Below are 23,015 nucleotides of genomic sequence, written 5' to 3'. Positions count from 1 at the left end.
GTCAGCCCCGGTCGGTGCGCTGGTCGGAGCTGATCCTGTCGTCGAAGACCGCCGAGGCCTGCGGGTCGGCGCCCTGGGAGTGGTTCACCTTGCGCAGCTTGCGGGTCATCGAGAGCATCAGCAGGATCGCGGCGACAGCCACCACGAAGATCGCGAGGAAGCCTGCGAGCCCGGGCGAGACGTCCGTGACCTCGAGGTCGGGGCGCATCGTCGGGATCCCCGGCGTGGTCGAGGTGGTGGCGGGCTCGGGGTCTGTGGTGGTCGACGCCGTGACCGCTGCAGAGGACGCCGGGGCGTACCCGAGGGCAGCCGCCTCGACGGGGTCGACCACGGTGAGCGTGCCTGCGGCGAGCGTCATCAGTGCGTCTCCTCGTGCGTGCGGATCCCGGCGAACAGGTCGTCCTCGGGCAGCGTCGTGGCGACGCGCGACTGGGCGAGCTCGTACTCCTCGAAGGGCCACTCGTCGAGCTCGAGGTCGCGCGGGACCGCGAAGAAGAACCCGTCGGGGTCGATCTGCGTGGCGTGCGCGCGCAGGGCCGCGTCGCGGGCGTCGAAGTAGTCCGCGACGGGGACCCGGGTGGTCACCTCGCGCTCGGGGATCTCGCGGGCGGCGCGGGACTCGACCCACTCGCCGAAGGGCGACTCGAGCCCGGCTCCGAGCATCGCCTCGTGGACGGCACGGATGCGGGCCATCGAGAAGCCGTGGTTGTAGTAGAGCTTGAGCGGCGTCCAGGGCTCCCCGCGACCGCGGTAGCGCTCGGCGTCGCCCGCGGTGTCGAAGGCCTCCTTCGACACCCTGTGGCACATGATGTGGTCAGGGTGGGGGTAGCCGCCGGTCGGGTCGTAGGTGGTGATCACGTGGGGCCTGAACTCCCGGACCAGCTCGACGAGCGGCGCGGCGGCCTCCTCGAGCGGTGTCAGCGCGAAGCAGCCCTCGGGCAGCGGCGGCAGCGGGTCGCCCTCGGGCAGCCCCGAGTCGACGAAACCCAGCCAGCGGTGCTGGACCCCGAGAGCCCGGGCGGCCTCGGCCATCTCGACCGTGCGGACCTCACGCATCTCGTCGAGGTCGGTGATCTCGCGCCCGTAGCTCGGGTTGAGGATGCTCCCCCGTTCCCCGCCGGTGCAGCTGACGACCAGCACCTCGACGCCCTCCGCGGCGTAGCGCGCCGTGGTGGCTGCTCCCTTGCTCGACTCGTCGTCGGGGTGAGCATGCACGGCCATGAGCCGCAACGGTGCTGTGGTCACCGCGTCCTCCTAGGGTTCGCCTGTGTGTGCGTGAGTGCGTGTGTGTGCCTGAGTGCGTGCGCGCGACCGTGCGCGTGCAGACGCACCCGTGGATTTCGGCTGTGCGCCGTTCGCGACAATAATCGACAACGACCATGATCCCATCGATGACCGACACCGACCGCCCGAGCGGGCCTCGACGTCGTCACACCGACCGCACCACCGACGCCGGAGAGGCGCACCCGTGACCGAGCACCCGAGCACCCGACCGGACGACGCGCGCCGTCACGACTCCCCCACCGAGCCGACCGCAGCGGCCGGTCCCGCCGACAGGGAGACCTCAGCACCGGACACCGGTCTCCAGACTGAGGGCCGCCCCGGCTCCCCGCGCGATGCAGCGCCCGCCCGCCCGGTCGGCTCTGCCCGACCGGCCGGCTCGACCCGACCGGTCCGGCTCACCGACGACGAGGCCTCCGGCACCGCCGCGGGCTCGGCAGCGCCCGTCGCCTCGGGCCGCTACGACACGCGCCGCGGGATCAGCAGGACCACGCAGGTCCGCCTGGCCGTCGCCGCCGTGACCGTCGCGGTCCTCTCGATCGCCTGGGTGACGATGGGCCCGACGGCCAGCACGGTCCGCGGCAAGGACTTCGGGTACTCGGTGAAGGGGCCCGAGGCCGTCGACATCACCTTCGACGTCGCCAAGCCCGAGGACTCGACCGTCGTGTGCACGGTCGAGGCGCTCAACGAGAACTACGCGCAGGTGGGCACCAAAGAGGTGACGATCGGCCCCGCGGAGGTCTCCGAGGCCCGCTACACCACGACCATCGCGACGACTGAGCTCGCGGTGACCGCCGTGGTCGACGAGTGCGTGCTGGTCGACTGACCCTCGGCGAGCCGGTCGGCTGGCTGACCCGTCCCGCCTGACCGGCTGATCGTCCGTCCCGGCCGGTCCGATGCCGTGCCCGGTTCTTCTGCATTGCTATACTGACGGATTCAGACGCTGACCCGGCTCGTGCCGATCGTGCTCAGGCGCACTGAAGCCGGGAGCCACTGACGTCACCAGCTGACGCAGACGATCGACGGGTCCCTGCCCACGTGCTCGCTGTGCCGACAGGCCCGCGCCTGGGCAACCCACCACTCGAGTCATCGCGGCCGCGCACCACGCGTCCGTGACAAGGAAGGAGCGACCTGTGGCAGAGAACGACGTCACCTGGCTGACCCAGGAGGCACACGACCGACTCCAGGCTGAGCTCGCGCACCTGACGGGTGAGGGCCGCACGGACATCACCGACCGCATCGCGGCAGCCCGCGACGAGGGCGACCTCAAGGAGAACGGCGGCTACCACGCGGCACGCGAGGAGCAGGCCAAGAACGAGGCCCGCATCCGCGAGCTCACGGAGAAGCTGCGGTCTGTGCGCATCGGCACCCCGCCCGACGACGGTGTCGTCGAGCAGGGCATGGTCGTGACCGCCGAGGTCGCCGGAGACGAGATGGTGTTCCTGCTCGGCTCGCGCGAGATCGCCGACACGACGGACATCGACGTCTACTCCGAGAAGTCGCCGCTCGGCGCCGCGATCCTCGGCAAGAAGGTCGGCGAGACCGCCTCGTACACAGCGCCCAACGGCAAGGAGATCGCGGTCTCGATCAAGGACGCCAAGCCGTACAGCGGCTGACTCCTCGGGTGACCGAGCCCGACGGCTCGGTCACGAGGCCGGGCAGCAGCCAGGTCCCCGCCAGACGACAGGAGGGGCCGCACCAGACGGTGCGGCCCCTCCTGTCGTCTGCTGTGGCGTCGCGCGAACGGAGCCGGGCAGGCACCGCGCACGTCAGCCAGCCGAGCCGTCAGACACCGGACGCCTAGGCAGCGGGGGCGCCCCCGGCGCCCTGCCCCTCACTCGGAGAGCCTGTACCCCTCGCCCCGCAGGTGGTCGAGGAGCGCCGCGCAGTGCTCGGGCCCCTTGGTCTCGACCTGCATGGTGACTTCGACCTCGTCGATCGCGAGGTCGACGCCCGTGCGCACGTGGTCGACGTGCATGATGTTCCCGCCCGAGCGGGCGAGGTCCTGCAGCAGGTCGGCGAGGGCGCCGGGCCTGTCGACGAGCCGCACCCGCAGCTGCATGTACCGACCGGCCGCGGCGAGCCCGTGACGCAGCACGCGCAGCAGCACGAGAGGGTCGATGTTGCCGCCCGAGAGCACGGCGACCACAGGTCCCTCGTACTCCTCGGGGTGCGCCATGAGCGCCGCGACCCCAGCCACCCCGGCCGGTTCGACGATGAGCTTGGCGCGCTCCGCGACGAAGAGCAGCGCGCGGGAGATGTCCTCCTCGGACACCGTGCGGATGTGACCGCCACCGTCCTTGATGATCTGGAAGGGCACGGCACCCGGTGTGCTCACGGCGATGCCGTCGGCCATCGTCGAGGCCGTCACGGTCTTGACGGGCTCTCCGGCCGCGAGGGACTGGAGGTAACCCCCTGCACGGGCCGCCTGGACCCCCACGACGCGCACGTGCGGGGCGACCGCAGCCATCGCGGCCACGACACCGGCCCCGAGCCCACCCCCGCCGACAGGCACGACGATCGTCTTGACGTCGGGGACCTGCTCGAGGATCTCGAGGGCGACGGTCGCCTGCCCGGCCACGACGTCGACGTGGTCGAAGGGGTGGATGAGCACGGCGCCTGAGCGCTCGGACTCCTCGCGGGCCGCCGTGAGCACGTCGTCGACCGTGGTCCCGACGAGCCGGACCTCGGCCCCGTACTCCCGGGTCGCCGCGACCTTGGGGAGCGCAGCATCGGTCGGCATGTAGACCACGGCGCGGATGCCGAGCAGCCGCGCGGCGAGCGCGACACCCTGCGCGTGGTTGCCGGCGCTCGCCGCCACGACCCCGCGGGCACGCTCGTCGGCGTCCAGGCGTGACATGCGCACGTAGGCGCCGCGGATCTTGAAGGACCCGGAGCGCTGGAGGTTCTCGCACTTGAGGTAGACAGGCGCACCCACGATCCCGGCGAGCGCGCTGCTGCGCTCGACGGGGGTGACCGTCGCGACGCCCTCGAGCGCGCGGGCGGCGTCACGGATGTCCTCGATCCCGACCGGGAGCTCGTGGTGGGGTCGCTCGGGCACCGTCGACAGGTCAGTGGTCGTCACGGTCACCCTTGCTCAGGTCGGGGGCGGAGGCCGGTCCCGACGTCGTCTCCGTCGTCGTGACGGTCTCGGTCGCCGTGGTGGTCCGGGTCGTCGCGGGGACGCCCGCGGAGAGCATGTTCTCCGCGCTCATCACCATGACCGACCGACGCCCTGAGGGCCTGACGTCGACGTGGTCGTCGAAGCCGAGCTCGGGGAACTTGTCGTGCCCGTGGAAGTACAAGAACACCGTGTTGAGCACCGCGACGATCGGCACCGCGAAGAGCGCACCGACGATCCCGGCGGTGAGCGTCCCGGCGGTCACGACGAGCAGGACCGCGACAGGGTGCAGCGAGACCGCGTGCCCCATCAGCCACGGCTGGAGGACGTTGCCCTCGATCTGCTGCACCAGCAGCACGACACCGAGCATGATGAGCGCCTGCCAGGGCCCGAGCGCGACGAGCGCGACCAGGACAGCCATCGAGCCGGTGACGATCGCGCCGACGAAGGGGATGAACGAACCGATGAACACGAGCACACCGAGCGGCAGCGCGAGCGGGACGCCGATGATCGCGGCCCCGATGCCGATGCCGACGCTGTCGATGAAGGCCACGAGGATCTGCGTGCGGGCGTAGGACGCGAGGGTCACCAGTCCACGACGACCGGCCTGGTGCGTGCGCTCACGGGCGCTGCGCGGCAGCAGGCCGACGAGCCACGACCAGATGCGGCGTCCGTCCATGAGGAAGAACAGCGTGCAGAACAGCGCGATGACTGCGCCGGCGAGCACCTGACCGACAGTCGTGGTGACCGACAGGGCACCGGACAGCAGCGCCGAGGAGTTCTCCTCGAGGGCTGCGAGCCCGCTGTCGAGGTAGCCGTTGAGCGCCTCGTTGTCGATGTGCAGCGGGCCGTCGGCCAGCCACGTGAGGGCCTTCTGGAAGCCCTGGACGGCCTGGTCGCTGAGGTCGCTGATGCCCGAGACGATCGAGCGCCCCGCGACGACCACGAGCAGCACGATCCCGGCGACGAGCAAGATCACCGAGGTCGCGGCAGCGAGGGCCGGCGAGAACCTCGCGCGGCGACGCAAGAAGCTCGAGACCGGCTGCAGCAGCACCGTGAGCAGCAGGGCGACCGCGACCGGGATGATGACGACCTTGAGGTACGCGACGAGCGAGAAGACCACCGCGAGCGCCGCGGCGATCGCGAGGAACCTCCACGCCCACGACGCGGCGGCCTGGACGCTGTGCGTCACGACCGACGACTCGGCGTCTCGAGGACGCGCGGCCGTCGACGACGCGAGGGTCGTCGAGGTCACGCGGACCGCGTGCGCACCGTCGTCGACGGTGCCGGACGCGTCGGGGCTGCTGGGCTGCTGTGCTGGGCGCCCGGAGTCGCTCATGTGCTGGAGACCTCTCGTCGTGCGTGGTCGGAGGGCGGCCGATGGGTCGGCCGGCTCTGAGACTAGGTGCGCGGGGCGCTGCCCCGGGGGCTGGTCCACGCCTCGCGCCCGCGAGCGCCCGACGTGGTACCGAGGCAAGGCTACGTCGGACGGGCGCCGGGAACACTGCGAACACCCCGGGTGTTGACGCTCGCGGGGAGCTCTCCCTACCCGTCGCACCCAGTTGGAGGCCCGCATGTTCGGCTCGTTGTTCGGCTCGTCCCTCAAGACGACCATGGTCACGCCCGAGCGCGCCCTGTCTGGCCGCGCCGACGCCCTGTACTCCGTCCCCGAGACCCACACCGTCCTGGGCACCCCGCTCGCCGGCCCGTGGCCCGAGGGCACGCGGGTGCTGTACCTGGGCCTCGGCTGCTTCTGGGGCGCCGAGAAGGAGTTCTGGCAGCTGCCCGGCGTCGTCACGACGGCCGTCGGCTACCAGGGCGGGTTCACCCAGAACCCGACGTACGAAGAGGTCTGCACGGCCATGACAGGCCACACGGAGACCGTGCTCGTCGCCTACGACCCCGCTGTCGTCAGCGACACCGAGATCCTGCGGATGTTCTGGGAGTCTCACGACCCGACCCAGGGCTTCCGCCAGGGCAACGACGTCGGGACGCAGTACAGGTCTGCCGTGTACTGGACCACGCCCGAGCAGGAGGTCGCCGCACGCACGACGCTCGACGTGTTCCAGCAGAACCTCACGGCGCGCGGCTTCGGCCAGATCACCACAGACCTGCGCCCTGCCGAGGCGGCCGGCCCCTTCTACTACGCCGAGGGCTACCACCAGCAGTACCTCGACAAGAACCCTGGCGGCTATTGCCCCGTTCACTCGACAGGCGTCGCCTGCCAGCCCGCAGACGCCTGACGCTCCTTCCGAGCCGCTGCCCCTGGGCGGCGGCCCAGGGGGCGGTGGAGCCTAGCGGTTCCCGCGCTTGCCGAGGCGCTTGCCGGTGAGCTTGCCGCCGCGGGTCCCCGCCTTGCGGGCCGCGGCGGCCTTGCGGTCGGTCTCGCGCCGGGCTGCGGCGGCCTTCTCCTGCGCCTTGGTGCGCGGCTTGGCCTGCTGGTCGCCCGAGCTCTTCGCGGCGTCCTGCTGTGCCGCTCGCCCGCGTGAGCTGTTCGCGGTGCGTCCGCGGACGATGCCGATGAACTCTTCCACGAGCTCGGTCGTCTCGTCCTCGGGCCACACGAAGCCGATCCTCGACTGCGGGCCGTCGGACACCGGACGGTAGGTGAGGTCCTTGCGGTGGTGCAGGCGCGCGACAGACTGCGGCACGACGACCACGCCCACCCCTGCGGCGACGAGCTCGATGGCAGCCGCGGTGGTCACGGGGCGTTCCTGGGCCGGGGTCCCCGGGAGCGTCTCCCACTCGAGCAGGTCGTCGAGGGGGTGCAAGAAGACCTCGTCGGCGAGCTCTTCGGAGCTCACCTCGTCGAAGGCCGCGACCACGTGCTCCTTCGGGACCACGACCACGGGGATCTCCGTGTACAGCGGGATCACGCTCAGGCCCTCTCTGCCGAGCGGGAGCCTCAGCAGCCCGGCGTCGACAGTGCGGTCCGTCACCACGGCACCGCGGTCGAGGACGTCCACCTGGACGAGCTCGAGGGGGACGTCGGCGAGACGGGTCCGCCACACCCCGACCCACTTCGCAGGGGTCACGCCAGGCGCGATCGCGAGCCTGAAGGACGGCCCACCGGCCTGCTCGGTGATGGGCTGGTCCGCGGAGGAGTCTTGCTCCTCGGGGACCTGCGGGTCGTCGAGGCTCGGGTCAGAAGGCACGGAGTCAGGCTACCCGGCCTGAGACCGATACCCTTGGAGCATGACGTCCCAGAAGACCCCGCAGACCATGAAGCCCGCCACAGCGGCGAAGAAGCTGGGCGTGTACCTGCCTGCGACACCCGCCGAGTTCCAGGAGAAGGTCATCTCCCGCGACGAGCTCAACGCACTGACCACCAACCCGCCGGAGTGGCTCGTCGAGCTCCGTCGCAACGGGCCGCACCCGCGCCCGACTGTCGCCGCACGCCTCGGCGTCTCGATCGCCGGTCTCGCCCGCGGTGGCGTGACCGAGGCCCTGACCACGGACGAGATCAACGAGATCCGCGACGACGAGCCCGACTGGCTGGTGCGCGAGCGCGAGGTCCAGGCGAAGGTCCGCGAAGAAGAAGAGCGTCTGCGCGAGCGTGACGCCAAGCTCGCCGAGAAGGCCGAGCGCTCCGCCAAGCGCTGACCTCGCCTCCGGTGGTCGCACGACGGCGTGCGCCCACCGATCAGCTGGTCCGGCACGACAGCTCAGAGATAGGCGTTGACGACCGGGGAGTCCCCGCTCACGTCGACCTCGAGGCGCAGCGGCGGCACGTCACCGTCGAGGATCACGTAGACCACCTGCACGGACCCCGTCCGGCCGCAGGGCACCTCGACAGGCGTCATCCGGCCCGACGCTGTCAGGCGGCTGCGCATCGCGTCGCGCAGGTCTGACGACGAGCGCACACCTCCTTCGAAGGCGTCGACCTCACGGTCGGTCCCGGAGCGCAGCGCCCTCACGTAGTCCGACGCCACCCCGAGAGCAGAGTCACCCGAGGTCGGGTCGACCAGCGCGTGGTGACCGTCGTCGTCGTGCACGGCGCGGACCTGCTCGAGGACCAGGCGGGTGCCCGTGCCGTCTGGCGTCCCGTCGCCCGGGTCGCCGGTCTCCACAGGGTCCTGGGCGCCTGTCGCACCGGCGGTCGGCTCGGAGGACGAACCAGACGTCGAGCCGGGGGTCGGGTCGCCCGGCGACCCCCAGCTGAGGGCGTAGGACGCCCGGGTCGTGGTCGGGGTCCCGTCCACTCGGGTGCGGACGGTGTCGAGGGTCACGAGGGTCACGGGCCCGTCCTGGTCGTCGGCCTCGGTGACGTCGACCACCGCCACGTCGGCGTCGGTGAGGTCGACGGTCCGGGTCTCTCGCTCGACCTGCGAGGTGTGCCCCTCGAAGAAGGCCCGCGCCTGGTTCCCGAGGTCCATCTCCGGGTCGACCAGGGCTGCGACGGTCGAGCGGGCGTCTGCCGGTGCCCCCGCCGCAGCGGTGGCCACCCCGACCTGGTCCTCGAGCTCGGCGAGGACAGCCGCGAAAGCCTCCGCAGCGACCACCACGTCGGCCGAGGCGGCCCTGTCGTCGGCCAGACGCTCGAGCGGATGGTCGGGTCCGCACCCGGTCGTGAGCATGCCGAGCAGCAGCGCCGTCACGAGCGCGACGCCGCGTCGAGCCTTGCTCCCCTGTCTCGTGCTCACCGGTCCATCCTGGCGGACCACCTGCCCTGCCCGCATCAGCCCGAGGGCTGACTCCGTGGGAGCCGCGGATCGGCCGAGGGACCGAGCAGACGACGAAGGCCGCCCTCCGGAGAGGACGGCCTTCGTGTGCCATCTGCCCCCCGCGACCGAGGGGTGGCTGCCTGGGCTCAAGACGTGCAGAGCGTGCAGAGCGGGTGGTGCTGGTGTTCCAGGTGGTGCTGGTGGTCAGCCGACGCCGACGATGTCGACGACGAAGACGAGCGTGGCGCCCGGGCCGATACCGGCCTGCGGCACGCCGCGCGAGCCGTAGCCGAGCTCCGGCGGGATCGAGAGCAGGAGACGCGAGCCGATGTTCTGGCCGACGAGACCCTGGTCCCAGCCGCCGATGACAGCCCCGATGCCGATCGGGAAGTCGATCGTGGCACCACGGTCGTAGGAGTTGTCGAAGACGCCGCCGTCCCAGGACTGGCCCAGGTAGTGCACGACGATGTTGTCGCCTGCAGCGACCTCAGCCCCGTCGCCCTGGCTCAGCACCTGGACGTGCAGGCCCTCGGGGGCGCCGCCGGCCGGGAAGGTGATCTGGGGCTTGTCACCGAAGGATCCGGTGGCCTGGGGAAGTTCGATCGTCATGCGGGTACCTCTCAGGAGTGGGGAGTGCGAAGGGTGCGAGGACTGCTACTCGCCGCGGAGGATCGCGAGGAGGCGCAGGAACTCGAGGTAGAGCCAGATGAGCGTGACCATCAGGCCGAAGGCTGCGGACCAGGCGTACTTCTTGGGCACGCCGTTGCGCACGCCGCGCTGGATCGCGTCGAAGTCGACGATCAGCGAGGCGGAGGCGAGACCGACGGCGATGAGGCCGACGGCGATGCCGAGCGGGCCCTCACGGAGCGGACCGAAACCACCGTCGCCCACACCCGCGAACATCATGACGACGTTCACGAGGGAGAAGACGAGGTAGCCGACCATCGCGAAGAGCAGCCAGCGCGTGAAGCGCGGGGTCACGCGGACACGGCCCGAGCGGAACAGCCAGAGGCACGCCGCGAAGGTGCAGACCGTCGCGAGGACGGCCTGGAGCACGATGCCGCTCCACTGCGCCTCGAAGACCTTGCTGATGCCGCCGAGGAACACACCCTGCGCAGCCGTGTAGGCGACGATGAGGGCCGGGCTGGGCTCACGCTTGAAGGCGTTGACCAGACCGAGGACAAGACCGACGATCGCACCGATGAAGGTGAAGGCGGGCGGGAGCATGACCCAGGAGACGGCACCGACGGCGACGAGGAGGGCCAGCAGCCCACCGGTCTTGACGATGACGTCGTCGTAGGTCAGACGCCCGGTGTCGGCCGTCGTGGCCGACGGCGAGCTGTACATGGTGTTGAGGGTCGCGGCGTCGGTCGCTGCGTAACCAGCCCCGTACTGCTGCTGACCGTACTGAGCCTGCTGGCCCTGCGCGCCTGCAGGCGCGCGGCCTGAAGCGTTCGCCTTCTCACCGAAGACGTCGCTCCGGGCAAAGATGGGACTTCCCACTGGGTACCTCCTGGTCGCGGTTCCGGTCCGACGCCGTGGCGCCGCCGAGGGGCTCTCGCTGGCCGGATGATGACTCGTCGTTCCACTGTAGTCAACGCACCGAGCAGCGCCAACGTTCCCGCTGCGCTGTGGACGAACGGTGCAGGACGTGTCCACCGGACGGCCTGCTGGGCGCCTCGAGGACCATCTTCCCTGTAGCCGATCGGCCGACCGGCCAGGACGAGGATCGGCCGGACGACCGTAGGCGCAGCACCCCACCTCTCCGTAGGCTCGGACCAGCAGCAGCCACCGGACCGGCAGCCGGACCGGTGGACCTGACCCTGAACCACCACGACAGGAACGAGCACCTGATGATCGAGGTACAGAACCTCACCAAGAGGTACGGGCAGAAGACGGCGGTCGACGGAGTCTCCTTCACGGTCCGCCCCGGGATCGTCACCGGGTTCCTCGGCCCGAACGGCGCCGGCAAGTCGACGACCATGCGCGCCATCGTCGGGCTCGACCGTCCCACGTCAGGGTCGGTCACCGTCAACGGCAAGCCCTACGCGCAGCACTCCTCGCCGCTCACCCAGGTGGGCGCGCTCCTCGACGCGAAGGCCGTCCACACGGGTCGCAGCGCCTACAACCACCTGCGCGCCATGGCCGCGACGCACGGCATCCCGCTCTCACGGGTGAACGAGGTCATCGAGATGACGGGCCTCGAGAGCGTCGCCAAGAAGCGTGTCGGCGGGTTCTCGCTCGGCATGGGCCAGCGCCTGGGCATCGCGGTCGCCCTGCTGGGCAACCCCCGCACCCTGCTCCTCGACGAGCCCGTCAACGGTCTCGACCCCGAGGGCGTCGTCTGGGTCCGTCAGCTGACCCGGGCGCTCGCCGCCGAGGGCCGCACGGTGTTCCTCTCGAGCCACCTCATGAGCGAGATGGCCCAGACCGCAGACCACGTCGTGGTCATCGGCCGCGGGAAGATCCTCGCGGACGCCCCGGTCTCCGACATCGTCGCCCGCGCCAAGGGCAACGGGGTGCGCGTGCGCAGCCCGCAGGCCGCACAGCTCGTCGAGCTGCTCCGCCCGACAGGCGCCGAGATCACGAGCGACGAGCCCGGTCTGCTGTACATCAACGGCGCGCAGTCTGCGCAGATCGGCGAGACCGCGGCCGCGGCCGGCATCGTCCTGCACGAGCTCTCCCCCGTGAGCTCGACCCTCGAAGAGGCGTACATGGAGCTCACCGCAGACTCCGTCGAATACCACTCGGCCACCGCCTCGGGCGCGAAGGCCACCACGACCGCAGCACACGCCGGAGGCACCCGATGAGCACCGAGACACTCAGCCGCACCGCGGCGACCACCCCCAAGGCCGAGCGCTACAAGGTGACGTTCCCGCGTCTGGTCAAGAGCGAGATCATCAAGCTCACCACGGTCCGCTCGACCATCTGGTCGCTCGCCGTGATGGTGTTCATCGTCCTGGGCTTCGCGGCCCTCATGTCCTTCGCGCTCCGCTCGCAGGACATCTCCGACTTCGGGAGCGAGCTGCCGCTCGGTGCGTCCGTGGCGACCTTCGGCATCAGCTTCGGCCAGCTCGTCATCGTCGTGCTCGGTGTCATCTCGATCGGTTCTGAGTACAGCACCGGGATGATCCGCTCGACCCTCAGCGCGGCACCGGCCCGCATCCCGGCGCTGCTCGCCAAAATGCTCGTCATCGCCATCGTGTCCTTCGTGGTCTCGCTGGTCGCGCTCTTCGCGGCCTTCTTCCTCGCCCAGGCGATCTTGCCGTCGACGCAGACCGCGTCGCTCGGTGACCCGCAGGTCCTGCGGATGATCGTCGGCGGGGCGCTGTTCCTCGCCGTGATGGCGATGTTCGCGGTGGCCGTCGGTGCGATCGTGCGCAACACCGCGGCGGGCATCTCGATCATCGTCGGTCTCGTCCTCATCCTCCCCGGGATCCTCGTGTCGATCCCGTGGGAGTGGGTCAAGACCATCGGTCGCTACCTCCCGGACTCCGGGATGACGGTGTTCTCCGAGGCAGGGACCATGTACCACGACGTCTGGACCGGATTCGGCATCCTCGTGATCTGGACCGTCGTGGCGACAGTCATCGCCTCGGTGCTCATCAAGCGCCGGGACGCCTGACCTCGGGTCCGTCCCCAGGGGCGCTCAGCCAGCGCTCGTCTACACCGCAGACCACCCCCTCGCCCCTCTTGTCACGGGAGGCCAGGGGGTGGTCTGCTGTCGGGCATGACACGAACCGCAGACGTCGTGGTGGTCGGCGCAGGCCTCGCCGGGCTGGTCGCCGCCGCAGAGGCTGCCGACGCCGGGCGCTCGGTGACAGTCCTCGACCAGGAGCCCGTGCAGTCCTTCGGCGGGCAGGCGTACTGGTCCTTCGGCGGTCTGTTCCTCGTGGACTCGCCCGAGCAACGACGCCTCGGCATCCGCGACTCGGTCGACCTCGCGTGGCAGGACTGGACAGGGTCGGCCGGTTTCGACAGAGCAGAGGACTTCTGGCCGCGCCGGTGGGCACGCGCCTACGTCGACTTCGCCGCGGGCGAGAAGCGCCCGTGGCTGCACGGCATGGGCGTGCGGTTCTTCCCCGTGGTCGGGTGGGCCGAGCGGGGCGGGTACACGGCCCAGGGCCACGGCAACTCGGTCCCGAGGTTCCACATCACCTGGGGCACGGGACCCGGCATCCTCGAGCCCTTCGTCCGGCGGGTCCTCGACCACGTCCACGCCGGTCGGGTCCAGGTGCTCTTCAGGCACCGGGTGGACGGGCTGACCGTCCAGGACGGTGTGGTGACAGGGGTCCAGGGCGCGGTCCTCGCGCCGAGCGACGTCACCCGCGGAGCCTCGAGCAGCCGTGAGGTCGTCGGCGGATTCACGGTCGACGCGCAGGCCGTCGTGGTCGCGAGCGGTGGGATCGGCGGCGACCACGACCTCGTCCGCGCGGCCTGGCCGGCACGGCTCGGCACACCGCCCGAGCACATGATCACCGGGGTCCCAGCGAGCGTCGACGGTCGGATGATCGGCATCAGCCAGCAGGCCGGGGCACGCCTGGTCAACGCGGACAGGATGTGGCACTACGTCGAGGGCATCAAGAACTGGGACCCCGTGTGGCCCGGTCACGGGATCCGGATCTTGCCTGGTCCGTCCTCGCTCTGGCTCGAGGCGACAGGTGCCCGGCTACCCGTGCCGCTGTTCCCGGGCTTCGACACCCTCGGCACCCTCGCGCACCTGCGGACCACCGGCTACGACCACAGCTGGTTCGTGCTCAACCAGGCGATCATCGAGAAGGAGCTCGCGCTCTCGGGCTCCGAGCAGAACCCGGACCTCACCGGGCGCAGCGTGCGCCAGCTGCTCGGCCGGCTGACCAAGGGCGCCACCCCGCCTGTCGAGGCCTTCAAGGAGAAGGGCGAAGACTTCGTCGTGGCCAGCACCCTCGGCGAGCTCGCCACGGGCATGAACCGGGTCGCCGGGAACGACCTCATCACCGAGACCGGTCTGCGCGAGGTGGTCGAGGCGCGCGACCGCGAGATGGCCAACCCCTTCGGCAAAGACCTCCAGGTGACGGCCCTGCGAGCGGCACGCGCCTATCTCGGCGACAGGCTGATCCGTGTCGCGACGCCCCGGGCGCTGCTCGACGAGCGTGACGGACCTCTTGTCGCCGTCAGGCTGCACGTCATCACCCGCAAGACGCTCGGCGGCCTGGAGACAGACCTCGACGCTCGTGTCCTCGGGGCCGACGGTGCAGCCGTCCCCGGTCTGTACGCCGCGGGCGAGGCCGCCGGCTTCGGGGGTGGCGGGATGCACGGCTACAGGTCGCTCGAGGGGACCTTCCTCGGCGGGTGCCTCTTCTCGGGGCGGGCCGCCGGACGGTCCGCAGCAGCCGCCGTGGGCTGAGACGAGGGCCCGACGGCCTGCGTCACCCCCGCAGACCCTCACGCTCGGCGTCCGCGTGCCGATGGGACCGGAGAGTGACGACGGTCGACCACGACCGCCGCGACGTCGTGGGGCAGCGGCAGACCGGTCGTCTGGACGCGAGGAGCGACGAGTGAGCGGGCTAGCAACCGTGGTCGGAGACCCTCCGGGGATCTCCCGGTGGTCGGCGGCGCTCGCGTCCATGGTCGTGAGGTCGTCGGGCGGCTCGCTCCTGACGCTCCAGATCCCCCTCACCCTGGTCGTCGGGCTCGTCGTGGCGCTCTTCGCGGTCGCGGCCTCGCAGATCCTCGTCCACCCGGCGATCGTCCTGTCGGTCCTGCTCATCCTCGGCGGGTGCGCCTACGCGCGGTGGGCGCCAGCCCGTCGTATCGGGTCGCGCTGGGCACCTGTGGTGATCTGCCTCGTGGACTTCGCAGCCATCGGTCTGCTGCGGTACGGGACGCACCTGGAGTTCGGCATCCTCGGGGTCCTCTCGGTGTTCCCCGCCGCATGGCTCGCCCACACCTACCTGTGGCGCGGCGCGGCGCTCGCCGGGGCCGCGACCGTCGCGGTCACCGTCGTCCCCGAGCTCGCCACGTCGACAGCGCTGACCGTGCACGTCGGGGTCCGCCTGATCCTGCTGCCGCTCATCGTGGCCGCCGTGATCGTCGCCGTCGTGGTCATCACAGAGCACACGGCCTTCCAGGAGCGCGAGCTGCAGCGCGAGCACGCCCGCCTGGACGCAGCGCTGACCGAGAGCGAGTCGACGTCGCTCCTGCTCGACGCGATGCTCGAGTCCCTCGACACAGGTCTGCTCGCCATCGACTCCTCGGGCGAGACGATCCGGATGAACACGACGACGCGCGAGCTCTACGACCTCACGCTGCCCTCGACAGGCGCACGGGCGGTCTTCGCCGCGGACCGCACGTCTCCCCTGGGGCGCGAGCTGATGCCGGCGGCCCTCGCACGGCGGGGTGAGCAGGCCACAGGCCGGCTCATGTGGTTCGGCCTGCCGAGCGGACGGCAGCGGGCGATCTCCGCCAACATCGTGAGGATCGTCGACTCCGCAGGGGTCGACCGTGGAGCGCTCGTCGCCCACCACGACGTCACCGAGCTCATGGAGGCGATCGAGTCGAAGGACAGGTTCGTCGGGACCGTCTCGCACGAGCTCCGCACGCCCCTGACCTCGATCATGGGATATCTCGAGCTGATCGCCGAGGACGACAGCGCGGGCGACCACCCGCTGTCGCCCGAGACCCGGGAGTACGTGTCGATCGCCCGGCGCAACGCCGAGCAGCTGCTCTCCCTCGTCTCCGACCTCCTGACGACAGCGCAGATCGACTCGGGCGCCCTGCGGCTCACGACGGACGAGACGTCCCTCAGCACGCTCGTCTCCGAGGCTGTCGAGGCCGCGCGACCTCGTTTCGACGAGGCGCAGATCCGTCTCACGGCGAACGTCGTCCCCACAGTCCCGCAGGAGATCGACCGTCGCCGCATGGCGCAGGTGATCGAGAACCTGCTCTCCAACGCGCTCAAGTACACCCCTGCGGGCGGGTCGGTGACAGTCGCGACCTCGACGGTGCTCGACGCCTCTGTCCTCACCGTGAGCGACACGGGCATCGGCATGAACCGGGCAGACCTCGGCAAGATGTTCACCAAGTTCTTCAGGGCGGAGTCGGCCCGTGAGAACCGGATCCAGGGATTCGGTCTGGGCCTGGTGATCTGCCGCGCGATCGTCGAGGCGCACGGGGGCAAGCTCCGCATCGACAGCGCGCTCGGGCGCGGCACCAAGGTCTCTGCGGTGCTGCCCGTCGGGGTCGTCGAGGACTGAGGAGGGCGCGGACCGAAGAGGGCGCGGACCGCATCGGTCCTGCGCCTGGGCCTGCACCTGCGTCGTCCTGCTAGCCGGGCGGCGCGTGCTCGTCGAGCGCCTCGAGCTCACGGAGGGCGTCACGGGCCCGAGCCAGCCGGGCGGTCTCGGGCTCGTCCCACCAGTACGGACCGCGCTCCCCGAGACCAGCCTTCGCCAGCCCGACCCGCCGACGCGATGCGGCCACCCGCTCGTCGTCACCAGCCTTCTTGCCCGCCCGCACGCCTGACCGGCCCTTCCCGAGGTGCGAGGTGAGCGCCTCGACGACGTCAGCGGGCAGGCTCGGGTCGGTCCGACGCCACCGCCTGCCGTGGATCACGAGCCAGCGCTCCTCGTCGGGCACCGAGGAGCCGGTCCCCCGGGTCTCCTGAGCGGATGTGGTCGAGGTGCCCGTGGCCTCGGCCTCAGAGGTCTGGTCGTGGGAGGTCATCGTCCAGAGATCTCACACTTCCGTGCCGTCGGCCTCTCGGCGGGCGCAGCGCAGGGGAATCAACCCGCGAGACGGACACCCGGCCGACCGGGGCCCGTCGACGTCACGACCACTGTCGTCGCACCGTCGACCAGCCCAGCCACGGTGCACCCGTCGACCTGGACGACGAGCGCTCCAGCAGGTGAACCGTCGAGGTCGACGGCGTCGAGCCGGGCCTCGGGGACGATGCTCGCCGCGTCGCGGACCGCCGCCGTGAGCTCGTCGCGCGGGACGGCGCGATCCATCCCTCGGACCATCACGAGCCCGAGGACCTCCGCCTGCACGAGCGACGCCGTGGGCACCCGAGCACCTGTCGTCAGGGTGGTGACCTCGACGTCCGAGGCGGCATCTCTCGCCCATCGCCTGACGGACTGCGGCGCGCCGTCCTCACCGTCGGTGTCGGTGTCCTCCACCAGGACGAGGCTCCTGCCGTCGACCGTGACCTCCACGGCGTCGCGCCGGACCTGCGGGGGCATACCCATCTGCACATCTCCTCTGTCGTGACCTACCAGCGTAGAGCGGGCCTCGTTCGAGGCGTCGAGTTTTCCCGGCGCGACGACCCTGGCCCCTGGCCGCACACACATCGACATACAGAGACTCGTTTGCAAAGAAACCCTTGCAAAGAGTCCTCTGCACTCGTACAGTCGACCTATGACCACCCGTGACGAGCCCTCGACCACCGAGCACGCACCGGCCGCAGACCCCGGTCCCTCGACGTCGGCAGCCCCCGCTGAGCAGCGGATGCTGGACATCGAGTCCTTGCGAGGTCTCGCGCACCCACTGCGCATCCAGCTGCTCGAGATCCTCGGGTCGCGGGGGCCGCTCACCGCGAGCGGTCTCGCCCACCTCACCGGCGAGTCGAGCGGCACCACCAGCTATCACCTCCGTCAGCTGGAGCGGCACGGCTTCATCCAGGAGGAACCTGGACGCGGCACGGCCCGCGAGCGCTGGTGGCGGACCCGTCCGGGTGGCTTCGCCGTGCCGACGGCGTCGTTGTCGGAGTCGAGCCCGGCCAACCGCGAGGCGGTCTCCCTCGTCAACCGGGAGTTCGTGCAGGCCCAGCACCGTCACCTCATGGCGCACGTGGAGCACGGCACGACCGAGCTCCCCGAAGACTGGGCCGAGGCCAGCACAGTCACGACCGTGAACCTGCGGGTCACCGCGGAAGAGCTCGAAGAGATCTCCGCCGAGCTGCACGAGCTCTCGCAGCGCGTCGTCGCCCGCTACCGCGCGGGACGCGACCGACCCGAGGCACGGCCGATCCAGATGAACCTCAACGCCTTCCCCCTCATGTTCTCCGAGGAGACACCATGACCCCCGCCACAGCCGGACCGCTCCACGGCCCCCGGACGCTCCACGCCGCCGAGCACGTCCCGCTCTTCCCCTCGCCCTCCGCCCTGCACGCCCGCGGCCTGACCGGCCTGCTGGTGAGAGCGAGCCTGGCGGTCGCCGCCTGGGGCGAGGGCCGAGCGGTCCGGCGCGCCGACGCCGCTCTCGTCCGCCCTGCTCGGCGCCACCGCGGCGCGGTCCATGGATGGTCGGACCTCCCCCAGACCCGCGAGCACTACGCGGACCGGCGCGCGGCGGGGTTCCTCGAACCCTGACGCCCGGTCCGCCCAGGGTCCGCTGTCAGACGAGCGTCAGACGAGCGCGTCTCGGCGCTGCTCGACCTCGCCCGACGCCGTGGGCCTCGTGGACCGCACCCGGGCGGCCCCGCTGGTCTCGCCCACCGGCCCGCCGAGCGCGCGCAGCGCGTTGAGGATCGCGACGAGGTCGACGACCTCCTGCAGCCCTGCGCCCACGATCGCGGGGATCGCCCCGAAGGCGGCCAAGACCATGAGCACCAGGCTGAGCCCGATCCCCAGACCGATGCTCTGCAGGGCGATCCTGACGGTCCGCCGGGAGATCGCGACGGCGTCGGCCACCCGGCTGATCTCGTCGACGAGCACGACCACGTCGGCCGACTCGCTCGCGGCGGACGCACCGCGGGCCCCCATCGCGACACCCACGTCGGCGACGGCGAGGACCGGGGCGTCGTTGATGCCGTCGCCGACCATCATCACCGGTCGGCCGGTGAGCCCGGCGACGGCGTCGACCTTGCCCTGCGGCAGACGCGCCGCCCGGACGTCGTCGATCCCGACCTCTCCAGCCACGGCGTCGGCGGTCGCCTGAGCGTCACCGGTGAGGACGACGACGTGCTCGACGCCCGAGGCGCGCAGCCTCGAGACCGTCGTGGCGGCGTCGGCACGGATCTCGTCGGAGAGCGTCACGGTCCCGGCGTAGCGGCCGTCGACGCCGACCATGACGGACATCTCGCCGGGGACCAGCTCAGGCCGGAGGACGTCGGCGGAGGTCTCCGCGACCAGGTCGTAGGAGCCGACGACCACGAGACGCCCGTCGACGTGGGCGCGCAGCCCGCGCCCGGGGAGGTCGTCCACGGTCACGTCGGTCGAGAGGTCGAGGCCCCGGCCCGTCGCCTCGTCGACGATCGCCTGGGCGAGCACGTGCGAGGAGAGCCTCTCGGCGGAGGCGACGAGCGCGAGCAGCTCGTCGGCCGTGCGCCCCTCGGGCAGCACGCGGGAGACGCGCGGCTCACCGTGGGTGAGGGTGCCGGTCTTGTCGAAGGCCGCGGTGCGGACCCGTGCGAGGCGTTCGAGGGTTCCGCCGTCCTTGACGATGACGCCGTTCTTCGCAGCGCGGCTCATCCCTGCGATGAAGGAGACCGGCGCGGCGATGAGCAGCGGGCACGGGGTCGCGACGACGAGCACCTCGGCGAAGCGTACGGGGTCGCCGGTGATGGCCCAGGCGGCGCCGGCGATCGCGAGGGCGACGAGCGTGAAGGGCACGGCGTACCTGTCGGCGAGCCTGACGAAGGGCGCTCGGCTCTCTGCGGCGCCCTCGACGAGCGCGACGATCTGCTGGTACTGCGAGCCTGCGGCCGTCGCTGTCGCACGGACCGTCACCGCGGTCGAGCCGTTGACCGCGCCCGAGAGCACGGTGTCCCCACGGTGACGGACGACGGGCAAGGACTCCCCCGTGGTCGAGGACTCGTCGAAGTCTGCGGCCTCGTCGACCAGTACGGCGTCGACGGGGACCATCTCACCCGGCTTGACGAGGAGCAGCTGCCCGACGGTGACGTCGTCGACCGCGACGTCGAGCACCGACCCCTCGCCCAGCACGAGGTGCGCGGAGCGCGGGGCCCGTGAGAGCAGCGTCGTGAGCTCGTCCCGGGCGCGGTTCTCGGCATAGTCCTCGAGGGCCTCGCCGCCCGTGAGCATGAGGACGATCACGAGGGACGCCCAGTGCTCACCGACGGCGAGGGTGCTGAGGATCGCGACGAGGGCGAGCACGTCGAGACCCCACTGGCCACGGCGGGCGTCCTGCACCATGCCCCACCCCTGCTGCGCGGCCACGACGAGCGCGAAGGTGGTCACGAGCACCCGCGCGACGGTGGGCCCAGAGCCCGGCAGCGCGAAGAAGGCGAGCAGGGCGACGAGCCCGACGGTGACGGTGAGGGCGACCGTCGGGTACCGGCGTGAGAACTCCAGGACTCGTGTCATATGTCCAGTGATACACCTCTGAAAATGCTTGTTCAAGCAAGCAAAGGCTTCCCTCAGCCGCAGGATCCTGCGGTTCCTGAGGCAAGCCTCACCAGAGTGAGGTCGCCCTGGCCGCCGTCAGAAGAGCGCCCCAGGACCCTCCAGCACGCCCGCCACAGACGCTCCGACGAGCACGAGGCCGAGCACCCCGAGGACCGCCCCCGCGAAGACCGCGTCCCTCCTGTCGAGCGGCACGGGTCGCCACGTCGTCCGATCTCCGTCGCCGAGGCCGCGGAGCTCGAGCGTGCCCGCGACACGGTCCCCGCGGCGCACGGAACCGACGAGCAGCGCGAAGGCCGACGCCGCGTGACCCCGCAGACCGACCCGGGGCCGCCCGCGCCGACCGAGGGGTGCCCGCACGGACTGGGCCCGCCGGATCGTCTGCCACTCCGCTCCCATCTGCTGGAGCAGCCTGTACCCGGCGAGCACGGCGAAGGTCACCTTCGCCCCGAGCCGGGCGTGCTGGTGCAGGCTCGTGACGAGGGCGACGCCGTCGGTCGTCGCGACGAAGGCGACCGACAGCAGACCCATCAGCAGGGTCCGGCCGGCCAGGCCCGCGCCCACCCAGAGGCCCTCTGCCGTGACGCGCAGCCCGGCCCCCTGCCACACGACCTCCCCCGGGCGGCTCAGCATGTTGACGAGCAGCACGCCGAGGGCGAAGGCGACGAACGGCAGCTGCGCGACGAGCAGAGCCCGGGGCCGCACGCCTGTCCCGAGCAAGACCGCCCCCGCCACGAGGACGTAGAGCACCGCAGGTGTCATGGGGTCGAGCACCAGGAGCAGCACAGCGGAGACGACGAAGAGCAGCGCGAGCTTCACTGTCGGGTTCCGCCGGGCGAGCGGCGAGGCCAGGGCGAGCGCGTCGGGCTGCAGGACGCTCATGCCCTCACCCCTGCGGAGGTCGCCGGTGCCGGCTCGAGTGTGCCGGACCCGGCCACGGGATGACGGCCCAGGGCCTGGAGCGCCGACTGCAGCGCCGCCGTGCTCGAGCACCGCTCGACGAACCACCGGACGATCGCGGGCAGCTCGAGGCCCGCTCCGTCGAGCACGGCCGCGTCGGACAGGACGTCGTGCGTGGACCCCGAGGCGAGCACCCGGCCCCGGCCGACGACGACCACCTCGTCGGCGACCTCGGCCGCGAGGCGGAGGTCGTGGGTCGAGAAGACGACCGCCCCACCAGCGTCCGCCACCGAGCGCAGCGCGTCGGCGACCACCATGGTGTCGCGCCTGTCGAGCCCGAAGGTGGGCTCGTCGGCGAGCAGCACGTCACGACCGTGCGCGAGCATCGCCGCGAGGCTCAGCCGTCGCTTCTCACCACCCGACAGCTGGTGCGGGTTGCGGTCCGCGCAGTGCTCGAGGCGGTGCTCCCGGAGCATCCGGGCCACCGTCGGCGCAGGGTCGGCGAGGCCGTGCGCGATCTCGTCCGCCACGGTGTGCGCGACGAGCTGGTGCTCGGGGTTCTGGAACACCATCCCCGGGCGCTGGCCGGACACCGTGCCCGCGAGAGGCCGGGCGAGACCCGCGAGCGCGTGCAGCAAGGTCGACTTGCCGGTCCCGTTCTCCCCCAGGACGGCCACGACCTGCCCCGCGCGCACGTCGAGGTCGAGGCCGTCGAGGACGGTCTGACGACCGTGGCCGACAGCCAGCCCGTGGGCCCGCAGCAGGACGCTGCGCACCCCGGTCTCGGCCGACGCCGGACGCGGAGCCGCGTCGCACGGCACGAGACCGGCGAGGAGCTGGTCGTGCGCCCCCGAGGCGAGGTCCCCGACCTTCCCGCTGAGGGCCGTGAGCTCGGCCTCGAGAGGCAACCAGCAGCCGAGGGCGTGGAGCGCCGCGGCGTGCTCTCGCAGCACCTGGGCGGTCGGGCCGTCCGCGACGACAGTCCCGTCGGCGTCGAGCACGACGGCCCGGCCGGGCAGCCCGTCCAGCCCGGCCTCGCCGGCGTAGTCGTCGAGCCTGTGCTCGACGAGCAGCACTGTGAGCGACGCGTCGCGGGCGACCTCCTCGATGGCGGCCCGCACGGCCCGCACCCCGCTCGCGTCGAGCATCGACGTGGGTTCGTCGAGCAGCAGCAGCCCGGGGCGGCCGATCACGGCGGCCGCGAGCGCGACCCGCTGGGTCTGCCCGCCGGACAACCGCGCCGTCTGCCGCTGAGCCAGGTCCCCCACGCCGACCTGCTCGAGGGCCGCCCCGACCCGCGGACCGATCTGGGCGGGTGGGACGGCGCGGTTCTCGAGGACCAGGGCGAGCTCTGCGTCGACCTGCGGCAGGCAGACCGAGGCCGAGGGGTCCTGCCCGACGACCCCGAGGAGGGCCGAGCGCTCGTGGACAGGGCTCGACAGGTCGAGGTGCTCCCCGTCTCCCCCGAGGACCAGCGTCCCCTCGACCTCCGCGGGGGTGCTGTGCGGCACGAGCCCGGCGACGAGGTGCAGCAGGGTGGACTTGCCTGCCCCTGAGGGCCCGAGGACGACGACCCGCTCCCCCGCGGCGACGTGCAGGTCGACCCCGCGCAGGGACGGGCGGTCCCTGCGCGGGTAGGTGACCGTGACACCCGAGAGGGTGATCCCCGCGAGACCCGGACCGGTCGTCACCGCGAGACCCGAGCTG

At 71.5% G+C, this 23,015-nt stretch carries 23 protein-coding genes; 10 read left to right on the top strand and 13 right to left on the bottom strand.

The genetic code is table 11. From position 1 onward, the window contains the following. Position 1: 1 nt before the first annotated feature. Entirely contained in the window at positions 2-358 is a 357-nt protein-coding gene (locus tag SANBI_RS04030; RefSeq protein ID WP_056136695.1) for a hypothetical protein, read from the bottom strand. Continuing rightward, positions 358-1,245: a mycothiol conjugate amidase Mca gene (gene mca / locus SANBI_RS04025; protein ID WP_319159170.1), complete on the bottom strand. Its 888-nt coding sequence runs from the start codon at positions 1,243-1,245 to the stop codon at positions 358-360. Before mca ends, SANBI_RS04030 begins: the two co-directional genes overlap by 1 nt. Before the next feature lie 223 nt (positions 1,246-1,468). Here mca and SANBI_RS04020 point away from each other — a divergent pair, with 223 nt between their 5' ends. Then, a complete protein-coding gene (locus SANBI_RS04020) occupies positions 1,469-2,107 on the top strand; it encodes a DUF4307 domain-containing protein (protein ID WP_319159168.1) in 639 nt (212 codons plus the stop codon). Positions 2,108-2,414: 307 nt separating this feature from the next. Beyond that, positions 2,415-2,897 (top strand): transcription elongation factor GreA, encoded by a 483-nt coding sequence (gene greA / locus SANBI_RS04015; protein WP_319159165.1) that lies wholly within the window; start codon positions 2,415-2,417, stop codon positions 2,895-2,897. A 218-nt stretch (positions 2,898-3,115) separates the two neighbouring features. Here the strand turns inward: greA and ilvA are convergent, their stop codons facing one another. Then, positions 3,116-4,366, bottom strand: coding sequence for a threonine ammonia-lyase (ilvA, locus tag SANBI_RS04010; RefSeq protein ID WP_319159162.1), 1,251 nt, complete (start codon positions 4,364-4,366; stop codon positions 3,116-3,118). Next, entirely contained in the window at positions 4,353-5,741 is a 1,389-nt protein-coding gene (locus SANBI_RS04005) for an AI-2E family transporter (protein WP_319159160.1), read from the bottom strand. Before SANBI_RS04005 ends, ilvA begins: the two co-directional genes overlap by 14 nt. A gap of 235 nt (positions 5,742-5,976) precedes the next feature. Between SANBI_RS04005 and msrA the strand changes: the two genes are divergently transcribed. After that, positions 5,977-6,645, top strand: coding sequence for a peptide-methionine (S)-S-oxide reductase MsrA (gene msrA, locus SANBI_RS04000; protein WP_319159157.1), 669 nt, complete (start codon positions 5,977-5,979; stop codon positions 6,643-6,645). 51 nt (positions 6,646-6,696) lie between these two features. Here msrA and SANBI_RS03995 read toward each other — a convergent pair whose 3' ends face one another. Beyond that, positions 6,697-7,557 (bottom strand): LysR substrate-binding domain-containing protein, encoded by an 861-nt coding sequence (locus SANBI_RS03995; protein WP_319159154.1) that lies wholly within the window; start codon positions 7,555-7,557, stop codon positions 6,697-6,699. A 40-nt stretch (positions 7,558-7,597) separates the two neighbouring features. On the opposite strand from SANBI_RS03995, the gene SANBI_RS03990 reads away from it, so the two are divergent. Continuing rightward, positions 7,598-8,005 carry a DUF5997 family protein gene (locus tag SANBI_RS03990; protein ID WP_056136679.1) on the top strand — a complete coding sequence of 136 codons (408 nt, stop codon included), beginning with the start codon at positions 7,598-7,600 and terminating at the stop codon, positions 8,003-8,005. Between the two features lie 62 nt (positions 8,006-8,067). Here SANBI_RS03990 and SANBI_RS03985 read toward each other — a convergent pair whose 3' ends face one another. The 3 genes from SANBI_RS03985 to SANBI_RS03975 all read right to left on the bottom strand — a co-directional run bounded on the left by SANBI_RS03985 (position 8,068) and on the right by SANBI_RS03975 (position 10,569). Next, complete coding sequence (locus SANBI_RS03985; protein ID WP_319159150.1) at positions 8,068-9,045, bottom strand: hypothetical protein; 978 nt, start codon at positions 9,043-9,045, stop codon at positions 8,068-8,070. A gap of 225 nt (positions 9,046-9,270) precedes the next feature. Then, complete coding sequence (locus SANBI_RS03980; protein WP_056136675.1) at positions 9,271-9,675, bottom strand: FKBP-type peptidyl-prolyl cis-trans isomerase; 405 nt, start codon at positions 9,673-9,675, stop codon at positions 9,271-9,273. Positions 9,676-9,720: 45 nt separating this feature from the next. Further along, on the bottom strand, positions 9,721-10,569 hold the full coding sequence (locus tag SANBI_RS03975) for a Bax inhibitor-1/YccA family protein (RefSeq protein ID WP_319159146.1): 849 nt from the start codon (positions 10,567-10,569) through the stop codon (positions 9,721-9,723). Positions 10,570-10,919: 350 nt separating this feature from the next. On the opposite strand from SANBI_RS03975, the gene SANBI_RS03970 reads away from it, so the two are divergent. The 4 genes from SANBI_RS03970 (at position 10,920) to SANBI_RS03955 (ending at position 16,301) form a co-directional block, all read left to right on the top strand. Further along, a complete protein-coding gene (locus SANBI_RS03970) occupies positions 10,920-11,876 on the top strand; it encodes an ABC transporter ATP-binding protein (protein WP_319159143.1) in 957 nt (318 codons plus the stop codon). Next, positions 11,873-12,691, top strand: a complete 819-nt coding sequence (locus tag SANBI_RS03965; RefSeq protein ID WP_319159141.1) for an ABC transporter permease subunit — start codon at positions 11,873-11,875, stop codon at positions 12,689-12,691. Before SANBI_RS03970 ends, SANBI_RS03965 begins: the two co-directional genes overlap by 4 nt. Positions 12,692-12,796: 105 nt before the next feature. Continuing rightward, positions 12,797-14,452 (top strand): FAD-binding dehydrogenase, encoded by a 1,656-nt coding sequence (locus SANBI_RS03960; protein ID WP_319159138.1) that lies wholly within the window; start codon positions 12,797-12,799, stop codon positions 14,450-14,452. Positions 14,453-14,603: 151 nt separating this feature from the next. Continuing rightward, complete coding sequence (locus SANBI_RS03955; RefSeq protein WP_319159136.1) at positions 14,604-16,301, top strand: sensor histidine kinase; 1,698 nt, start codon at positions 14,604-14,606, stop codon at positions 16,299-16,301. Positions 16,302-16,371: 70 nt separating this feature from the next. Here the strand turns inward: SANBI_RS03955 and SANBI_RS03950 are convergent, their stop codons facing one another. Beyond that, complete coding sequence (locus SANBI_RS03950; protein WP_319159134.1) at positions 16,372-16,770, bottom strand: biopolymer transporter Tol; 399 nt, start codon at positions 16,768-16,770, stop codon at positions 16,372-16,374. Positions 16,771-16,829: 59 nt separating this feature from the next. Further along, the gene (locus SANBI_RS03945; RefSeq protein ID WP_319159132.1) at positions 16,830-17,291 is read right to left on the bottom strand and encodes a hypothetical protein; all 462 of its coding nucleotides are present in this window, start codon (positions 17,289-17,291) and stop codon (positions 16,830-16,832) included. Positions 17,292-17,460: 169 nt separating this feature from the next. On the opposite strand from SANBI_RS03945, the gene SANBI_RS03940 reads away from it, so the two are divergent. Both SANBI_RS03940 and SANBI_RS03935 read left to right on the top strand, forming a co-directional pair. After that, entirely contained in the window at positions 17,461-18,123 is a 663-nt protein-coding gene (locus SANBI_RS03940) for a helix-turn-helix domain-containing protein (RefSeq protein ID WP_319159130.1), read from the top strand. Beyond that, entirely contained in the window at positions 18,120-18,413 is a 294-nt protein-coding gene (locus tag SANBI_RS03935; protein WP_319159129.1) for a hypothetical protein, read from the top strand. The genes SANBI_RS03940 and SANBI_RS03935 overlap by 4 nt, the downstream gene beginning before the upstream one ends. A 36-nt stretch (positions 18,414-18,449) precedes the next feature. Here the strand turns inward: SANBI_RS03935 and SANBI_RS03930 are convergent, their stop codons facing one another. The 3 genes from SANBI_RS03930 to SANBI_RS03920 all read right to left on the bottom strand — a co-directional run bounded on the left by SANBI_RS03930 (position 18,450) and on the right by SANBI_RS03920 (position 22,999). After that, positions 18,450-20,369 (bottom strand): heavy metal translocating P-type ATPase, encoded by a 1,920-nt coding sequence (locus tag SANBI_RS03930; protein WP_319159127.1) that lies wholly within the window; start codon positions 20,367-20,369, stop codon positions 18,450-18,452. Between the two features lie 117 nt (positions 20,370-20,486). Beyond that, positions 20,487-21,290 (bottom strand): energy-coupling factor transporter transmembrane component T family protein, encoded by an 804-nt coding sequence (locus tag SANBI_RS03925; protein WP_319159124.1) that lies wholly within the window; start codon positions 21,288-21,290, stop codon positions 20,487-20,489. Further along, positions 21,287-22,999, bottom strand: coding sequence for an ABC transporter ATP-binding protein (locus tag SANBI_RS03920; RefSeq protein WP_319159122.1), 1,713 nt, complete (start codon positions 22,997-22,999; stop codon positions 21,287-21,289). The genes SANBI_RS03925 and SANBI_RS03920 overlap by 4 nt, the downstream gene beginning before the upstream one ends. Between the last annotated feature and the right edge of the window lie 16 nt (positions 23,000-23,015).

Origin of the sequence: Sanguibacter biliveldensis, from assembly GCF_033798665.1 — a bacterium.
Taxonomy (GTDB): domain Bacteria; phylum Actinomycetota; class Actinomycetes; order Actinomycetales; family Cellulomonadaceae; genus Sanguibacter; species Sanguibacter inulinus.
The sequence above is the reverse complement of the archived record's forward strand: the minus strand, read 5'-3'. Positions and strand labels throughout refer to the sequence as shown.